The sequence below is a fragment of the Paragemmobacter amnigenus genome (genome assembly GCF_009908265.2).
In the GTDB taxonomy this organism is placed as follows: Bacteria; Pseudomonadota; Alphaproteobacteria; order Rhodobacterales; family Rhodobacteraceae; genus Paragemmobacter; species Paragemmobacter amnigenus.
This window is the reverse complement of sequence record NZ_JAAATX020000019.1, coordinates 21,004-28,743: the sequence shown is the minus strand read 5'-3', so window position 1 is coordinate 28,743 and position 7,740 is coordinate 21,004. Positions and strand designations below refer to the sequence as shown.

Below are 7,740 nucleotides of genomic sequence, written 5' to 3'. Positions count from 1 at the left end.
GCAATCGCCCGTCCCGCTGCACGCGATGAGAGCTCCGCGCGCCGGGCGATTGCTCAACCTACGCCGAAAGGCGTAAATCAGCTACCGGCTCCGGTCGCGGCTGGATGAAAGTTCAGTGGCAGGTCACCGTGTCTCGCCAGTCTCATGCACCCCATGGATTTCTGTCCGGGCCATGGTACGGGCTGTGTTGCCATCGATATGCGCGACCGAGGGCCGCTCGGCGGGATCAGCGCGGAAGAACGCCTCGCCCGCCTGGCGGGGGTCTTCGAATTCCTGTGCTGCCCCCGACAGGGTTAGGCGAACCGAGAAGTATTCCTTGGGTCGCTCGGTTGCCGGACGCTCCAAATCGCGGCGCTCTGTTTCCGGGCGCTTCAGCCCTGCATTGCTGTCGTTTTCCATGGGGTACCTGCGGGGCAAAGAGCCGGGAATGGGGAAGAAGTGGGGGCGCTGTCGGGTGACGCGGCGGCGTCAGTCGTCGAGGCCGGGGAAATACATTTCCATGATCCCGCGCTGATCGCCGATGCGGCCCATCTGCAGGATCACGTCGATCGAGGTTTGCAGGTATCGGATGACCTCGCCGAAGCTGAGCTTGGTGCCCTGCGCCATCACCAGAAGCGACAGCCGGTCCATCGCCTTTCGTGCCGAATGAGCGTGCAGCGTGGTGAAAGACCCCGAATGCCCCGTGTTGATCGCGTCCAGAAACGTCGCGGCTTCGGCCCCGCGCAACTCTCCGAGGATGATCCGGTCAGGCCGCAAACGCAGGGTCGCCTGCAAGAGCTTGTCGGCAGACCTGGGTGAACCCTCGTCACGCTGCGCGATCAGGCTGACGGAATTGGGCTGGCCGGGGAGGAGTTCGAGTGAATCTTCGATGGTAACTATCCGCTCGTCGGAGGCGACCATTTCCAGAAGCTTGCGACCGAGCTCGGTCTTGCCTGTCGATGTCCCACCCGAGACGATGACGTTGAGCCGCTCGGACACGAGTTTGCCCAGAAACGCCTCGACATCCGCGCCCTCTGATCCGGCGCGGATTTCTGCCACCATCGCGCGGCGTTCCTCTTCGAGAGAGTTTTCTTGGCCCCGCATGAAGCTGAAGGATTTGGCGCCGCGCCGAACATCGCCGTGCCGGGACCGAAACACCCGGATGCCGATCACCGTGCCGCCCGAGACGGCAGGGCTGCCTACCACCTGACAGCGCAGCATCAGATCGCGGTAGCGCACGGCTGCGGAAACCAGCGGCGAAGTTTCCGTGAAGGTGTTCGAGGTCGAGTTGGCAATCTGGGAGGCCAGATCCCGCACGAAGCGGGCGGGCAGGGCGGCAAGACCGCTTGAGGTCATATGGATCTGCCCCGCGCGTTCCAGCCAGATCGACCCATCGGCATTGATTGCCAGTTCCATGACGGCCGGGTCCGACAGGGCAGCATCGAGCTGCCCGAGATAGGTGTCGAGATAGCTCATCAGTAAAACGCCAGATCGGCATCGACACGGATCATCACGACTGCGCCTTGGTTGACGCTGATCGTCGGAGGGATGCTGAGATAGTCGGCCATCACCGTATTGACCGCCTCACCGAGATCGGTGCCGACGTTTTCGGCGGTGTCCGAGGCCACTTCATTGGCCGCGTATTTGTCGGCTGCCAGTGTTGGCACGGCCCCGATCAGGGAAATCAGCGCGGCCGTCCCAAACCGCTGGAGGAAATGGTTTCTGACCGCACCGGGCAAGCCCGATCGCCCGATGCGGTCCGTGCCATAGGCGGCAAGGGACACGGATTGACCGTCTGTGGTGACCAGCCGGTCCCAAGCGATCAGCACACGCCGCTGGCCGGCATCAACTTCGGAATCGTAGCGCCCGAATAGACGCGAGCCGCGCGGAATCAGCACGCGGGACATATCAAACGACCAGACATCATGGCTCACGATGGCAGAGACATTGCCAGCCAGATCGGTACTGATCGCGGTCTCAAGTGCCGCTTCGATCAAGGTGCCTTGCATGATGGTGTGGGCAGGGTCGGCGATGACCTCCGCCTGCCGGACCTCGGCTGCCTTGGCCCCCGCCCTGCGAAACGCATCATCGCCGGTGGCCGCCTGTCCCGGCGCACCCGGAGCAGGGGCCGCTCCGCCAGCCTCACCGCCCATGTCCATGCTGGAGCGCAAGGCCACCATGTCGGAGTGGATTTGCGCCTCGTTCAGCATCTCGGCTTCTTGCCTGCGCCGGGCCAATTCTTCTTCCCGGGCGCGCGCTGCCTCGGCCTCAGAATCACCATCGATCAGCGCTTTGGTCTCAAGCTCTGTCTGCAGCCGGATGTTTTCGCGCTCAAGATCGGACAGCGCTGCCGCCCGGGCCTTTGCATCGGCATCAAGGGCAGAAACCTGCGCTTTGAGGTCTGCCAGTGCCGCCTCATCCGTGACGGTCACCGGATTGGCTTTCAGATCGGCGATCTGCGCGTTCAGCGCCTCGATCTCGGCCTGCAAACGTTCGGCCTCCGAGGTATCCGGCGCCGCCGGGACGATCTGCGGCTTTGGCCGCGAGACACTGAAGCCATCGGTTCCCGTGCCATCGCCCTGAAAATCGCTGACCGAAGCCGTCTCGATCGCAGGTGCGGGGGCAGGGGCATCGGGTGCGGCCAGAACCAGCCAGGCCCCGACGCCGACACCGGCGACGGCTGTGACGGCGGAAAGCGCGTAGGGGTTCAAGCCCCGGCGGCGCTTCGGGGCCTCGGAAGGTTTCATGCGCTCCATGCGGGCGGTGAGTTTTTCGGCTTGGGTCTCGTCGGTCATTGGCTTACCCCCGGCTCGGCCGTGACGCAGACGTACTCTTCGCCATAGCGCAGAACCCAACGTTCAGAGCGCGTGCTGACGGTGATGGTGGTGCCGCGCACAGAGGAATTGACCGAGTATTCTTGCCCCTTTGCATCGGCCCGGAAGATCGTCGGCATCGGCGCGCCGGGTGGGATCACGAATGTGGTCTTGCGGCCGTCATCCGAGATCGACACTGGCGCAAAGCCGGGCAGGGCGCGGCCCTTTTTCATGATTTTGTACGTCATGGGCAGGGAGGGTGGGATGTCAGTGCCGGTTGCTGCCGCACGCGTGCTGCCCGGCACAGTAAACTTCACCGAATAGTTCGGCTCACCACGACCACCTTCCGTCACTTGCAGGAAATAGATGTTGCGCTGCGTCTCGACCGTCAGGTTGGTCGTGGCCCCTGCGACGACGGGCTTGATGATGAAGAGGTTGGCGCGCTCCAGCTTGTCGATTTTGAAGCTTTCGAGATCGCCGATGGCGATGGACTGGATCTTCTCACCCTCACCAAGTTCGACAAGGGTCACGTTTCTGAGGCGCGTGTTGATCCGGTACACTTGGCCTTCCTGATAGGTCGCATAGGTCACACGGGCATCATGGCTGCCGGGCTTGGGTGCGGTTTCGGCCAAAGCGGGCAGGGCGGTGATCGAGATCAGAAGCCCGAGCGCAGGAAGGGTCAGGGGATGGGTCATGTCATTCCTCCGTGGGGGCGAGGGTTTCTGCGGTGATGCGGTAATCCGTCACCAAAAACCCGGTTGGGTTCTGCCAGACCAGATCGAGCGCGGTCTGTTTGGACGGATCAAATCGGTAGGTGACGGTGGCGGTGAACTTGCCGATACGGTCAGGCACGCCCTCACCATCGGACACCCAGGTTTTTGTGAAACGCACTTGGGCGGTGGTATCCGTCACCGGGGTGATCGACAGGATGTCTATGATCACTTTGGAATTCTGGCCGTAGAGCTTGGGTGGATAGTTGGCGTTGCCTTCCGTCCAGAGGCTCACGAGGCCTTGGCGGGCATTGCCTTCGGACCAGGTGTAGGCGCGCAGAATGCGGGTTTCATTGTCGTGCTGGTCATAGGTTTCGCGGTCGGTGACATAGGCGAAGAGCAGGCTTTGCCGGATGGCTTCGGCCTGTTCGATCCCGGCCTTTTCCACGGCGACCACGCGTTCAGCGACCCCAGTGTCCTTGTCGACGATGGCGAGGAAGGCCTCGGTCTGTTTCAAGGGGAGCATTGTGACGACCGCGATCATGCCCATCATGCCGATCGCCAGCCCGCCGCCGGCCACCAGATAGGCGATCCGCTCGCGCTTTTTGACGCCGTAGAACATCTCGGCTTCGAGAAAACTTCTCAATTCAGGGGGTGAACCTGTCATCGTTGTGCTCCGGAAATGGGGATTTGCGCGGTCGGCAGTCGTGCGGCGTGGGCCAGTTCTTCAGCGTCAACTGTCGCGAATGAATTGACCCAACCGCGCCCTTGCGGCTTGGCCGCGCTCGGCATCGGACCGCGCCTGATCGCGTAGATGGTGGTGTTCGGTCTTGCCGTGCATGAAACCCGAGCGCACTTCGCTCATCCGGCGCGCCGAATAGTCGGAAGCCTTTTCCAAGGGCTTGCCCGCAACCCGTAGCGCCTGCGGTGCGATGCTTGCGAGACTGATCTGGCCGGTGATGTGGGTCACGGCATTCGGGATCGCCATCAAGGCAAAGATCCCGACAAAGACGATGACGAAGAAGCCGAGGATCGAGCCGAGGTCAGTCACGTCCTCAGTCTCCCGGAACACATCATGCGCCACGGTGACAACAGCGACGATGACCCCGGCGGAGGCGACCGGATACATCAGATAGCCGATCATGGCCGAGAGCCAAGCCTCAAACATGCCCTTGGTTTTCTCGAAGATCGTGGCACCGATGGCGATCGGAGCGACCCCGAGAAGGAAGGCGATCATCAGCTTCGAGAAGCCAACGATGAAAACATAGACTGCCATCAACACACCGAGGACGACGTAGAGGACGGCGGCCACAAAACCGCGCATGATCGAGGACATCGCGGAAGATACAGAGTCGACGTTTCCGGCCATCATGTTGGCCATGTCATCCATCGCCGCCGTGGCAGAGGCCCCAACGCCACTGCCACCCAAGCGGAAATACTCCAGCGCAAGCGCGCTCAAGCCGTTGCTGGCGGCCTCATAGATCTGGGTGAAGTTGGACCAGGTCAGACCGAACATCAGGACCATCACGATCCGGAACGACAGCTGAACCGCGTCGCGCATGGAAATCCGATAGACATTCAAGGCCGCATTGATCCCGACCATGACGAGCAGAAGGGCAAGCAGGGTCGTGTAGATCGGCCCGACAGCTCCGGCTGTCGCCTCGAAATACTGCCGCCCCGCAGAGGTGATCGCCGCATCCAGCGTTGTCAGGATGGTCGAGACGCTGTCCATCAGAAGCTGCCGCCACACATGGTTTCGGCGATCGCGATCAGCTTCTTTGCCTCCGCGGAAACCAACTCTGTTTGTTGCCAGTCAAGACGCTCGGTATCATGCCACTCGCGCAAAGCAGCCGCGAGCTCCTCGACGCCTGCCCAGTTTGCTACTTTGCCAGAGCAACCGCAGTCCCTCGTGGAAATGACATTTCGAGCGCGCACAAAGCTGTAGATGTCGCGCAGAGCCCGTGCTTCAGGACCAGACCGCGCCAACGCGTAGCCTGCGGGCCAGGCGGCCTCACAGTTCCGGAATTCCTCGTTCCTTGCTCCCGGGATCGGCTCCACATTTTCTGGCACATCGACCTTCGGCAAAACGTCGAGATAAGCTTCCTCTTGGGCAAGGTCTGCCGGGACAGGGGTTTCGGCCCATGCTGCGGCCGAGAAAACCGCGATCAGCCCAATGGCACCGCCCATCATTCGCACTTTGAAATCATTGGCCATGCTCATTCTCCCCCTAGGACTTTGATGAACTTCTGCTCTTCGGCGGCAGTGGCGGCGTCCATAACGCCCGCTTCGCCCATGCCCATCAGCTGGGCGGATTCCATGTTCCAGATATTGGCGAGCGCGATCGACAGTTCCGCCGTCACGCGGGTGTTGAGGTCGATGGCTTCTTTCAGCCCTTCGGTGTCGGGGATTTCCTGCACGAGCTCGTGGACCCGCTCGAGGCTTTCCGAGGCCTTGACCGAGGAGGTTTCTGCGGCGGCCGAGAGGAAAGCGGCGGTGTTGGCTTGCGTGCCGATCCGCGCTGCCCCTTCGTCTTCACTGTTCGCAAGAGTGTCGACGGTGGCCACATCAAGCCCGGCAGAGGCGAAGAACTCCGAGACATATTGTGCGGCGGGCTTGTCACCCACTTTGCCCGAGGTCGTCATCAGAGAGTAATTGCCATCTTTCGCCGAGATCAGCCCGCCGGTCAGGTCCGCCACATCCGGAAGAATGTCATCGAAAAAGGTGTCCGGGTCCGGGATGCCCAGGGCCTCCAAAGTCAACCCGTTGCGCAAGGCGTCCAGCTGCGCCTTCAAAGTGGCGATCTGTTCGATCTGCTTCAGTATCTGCTCATCGAGTTTGAGGTTGGAGGCGATCATCTCCTTCACCTGCAGTTTGGCCTCGGTCAGCACCTCGCCGATCTTGGCGATGCTGGTGAGGTCAACGGTCGGCACGCCCTGCGCTAGGGCAGGGGAGAGCATCGCGGCAGAGATCAGAAAAGGGCCTAGACCCCGGACAAGATTGCGGATCATTCGGAACCACCCTTCACTTTGATGAATGTTGCGTCGATGGCATAGGCCTGCAGCCAGAGGGCATAGCGGGCCTGATCGACCTTCACGCGGGTCGCCTTTACCCGCTCGACCATGAGGCCGATGCGGACGGCTTCCGCTCGGGCATAGCTGTTGAGGTCGAGGGCCTCTTTGGTCGATTTGGTCGTTGGGATGCGCTCGATGATGGAGCGCAGGCGCTTCAGCGAAGCCTCAATCTCGAGAGAGGCGGCCATCCCATAGTGCAGGCCAGCGTCAGCCGTGTTGCTGGCCTCGGCGATCGCCATGTCGCGCGGATCGAAGGTGCCTACCTGATCCACGCCAGTGATCTTGCCCGCATAGGCGTTGAAGAACCCGGTGATGCGGACGACGTAATTCTGCGTCTCCTCAAAGGGCGGGATGCCACCGTATTTGGTGACATTGCCGGGACCGGCGTTGTAGGCCGCCAAGGCCAGCGGCACCGAGCCAAACTTGTTGAGCTGGGTCAGGAAGTACCGCGCGCCACCATCCAGCTGCAGCATCGGATCGTCATAGTAAGCGGGGTAAATGCCAAGATCCTTGGCGGTATCGGGCATAACCTGCGTCAGACCAAAGGCTCCGACGGGCGAACGCGCACCGATGGAGAATCCGGATTCCTGTTTCACGAGGCTTTGGAACCAGATGCGAAACTCGACCGGGTTCAATCCGGCGCGGGCAAGACCAGGGTGACCTGCGTATTTCTGCGCGGTGGCCACGATCATCTCTTCGATGCTGGTCTTGGCATCGCCGAAAAGCCGGTCCGCATAAGGGTTGTTGTCCTCAACTGCGTAGAGGACTTCAGCCTCAGCGCCGGGGATCATTTCAAGATCACCGATCCACGGTGTCTGGCCGGTCATCATCGCCAGCGTGGCATCCAGCGCATCGAGCTGATCCTGGTGCAATTCGTCGATGCGACGCTTTTTGTCGGCCTCAAGTTCGCGCCCACCGGTCAGATAGGACATCTGAGCGATTTCCAGTCCGTGCTGGATGATCGACTTCGGGTCGACAATCGGCACGCCTTGCGCCGTCGCAGGCCAAGGCAGGACCGCAGCGCCCAAGGCCAATGCCCCGATCATGCCAAGAGGTTTATTGGCAGGGAATGACATCAAGACCCGAAGTGTTGCCGCGCGAGACCAGCCCGGCATCCGGGCTTGCGCCCATGGTGGAAGTGGTCACAGTGGAACCGGCGGTGGCCCA

9 protein-coding genes are annotated in these 7,740 nt (G+C 61.6%); all 9 read right to left on the bottom strand.

Annotation, left to right across the window (positions count from 1 at the left end):
* Positions 1 to 123: 123 nt before the first annotated feature.
* The 9 genes from GU927_RS20060 to GU927_RS20020 all read right to left on the bottom strand — a co-directional run bounded on the left by GU927_RS20060 (position 124) and on the right by GU927_RS20020 (position 7,619).
* Complete coding sequence (locus GU927_RS20060) at positions 124 to 399, bottom strand: hypothetical protein (protein WP_161764181.1); 276 nt, start codon at positions 397 to 399, stop codon at positions 124 to 126.
* A 69-nt stretch (positions 400 to 468) separates the two neighbouring features.
* Positions 469 to 1,455 (bottom strand): ATPase, T2SS/T4P/T4SS family, encoded by a 987-nt coding sequence (locus tag GU927_RS20055; protein ID WP_161764180.1) that lies wholly within the window; start codon positions 1,453 to 1,455, stop codon positions 469 to 471.
* Positions 1,455 to 2,774 (bottom strand): TrbI/VirB10 family protein, encoded by a 1,320-nt coding sequence (locus GU927_RS20050; protein WP_161764179.1) that lies wholly within the window; start codon positions 2,772 to 2,774, stop codon positions 1,455 to 1,457. The genes GU927_RS20055 and GU927_RS20050 overlap by 1 nt, the downstream gene beginning before the upstream one ends.
* Positions 2,771 to 3,487, bottom strand: a complete 717-nt coding sequence (locus tag GU927_RS20045) for a TrbG/VirB9 family P-type conjugative transfer protein (RefSeq protein WP_161764178.1) — start codon at positions 3,485 to 3,487, stop codon at positions 2,771 to 2,773. Before GU927_RS20045 ends, GU927_RS20050 begins: the two co-directional genes overlap by 4 nt.
* A 1-nt stretch (position 3,488) precedes the next feature.
* Complete coding sequence (locus tag GU927_RS20040) at positions 3,489 to 4,169, bottom strand: virB8 family protein (protein ID WP_161764177.1); 681 nt, start codon at positions 4,167 to 4,169, stop codon at positions 3,489 to 3,491.
* Between the two features lie 66 nt (positions 4,170 to 4,235).
* A complete protein-coding gene (locus tag GU927_RS20035; RefSeq protein WP_161764176.1) occupies positions 4,236 to 5,234 on the bottom strand; it encodes a type IV secretion system protein in 999 nt (332 codons plus the stop codon).
* Entirely contained in the window at positions 5,234 to 5,716 is a 483-nt protein-coding gene (locus tag GU927_RS20030; protein WP_161764175.1) for a hypothetical protein, read from the bottom strand. Before GU927_RS20030 ends, GU927_RS20035 begins: the two co-directional genes overlap by 1 nt.
* Positions 5,717 to 5,718: 2 nt before the next feature.
* Complete coding sequence (locus GU927_RS20025; protein ID WP_161764174.1) at positions 5,719 to 6,510, bottom strand: type IV secretion system protein; 792 nt, start codon at positions 6,508 to 6,510, stop codon at positions 5,719 to 5,721.
* A complete protein-coding gene (locus GU927_RS20020; protein WP_217765742.1) occupies positions 6,507 to 7,619 on the bottom strand; it encodes a lytic transglycosylase domain-containing protein in 1,113 nt (370 codons plus the stop codon). The genes GU927_RS20025 and GU927_RS20020 overlap by 4 nt, the downstream gene beginning before the upstream one ends.
* Positions 7,620 to 7,740 lie beyond the last annotated feature (121 nt).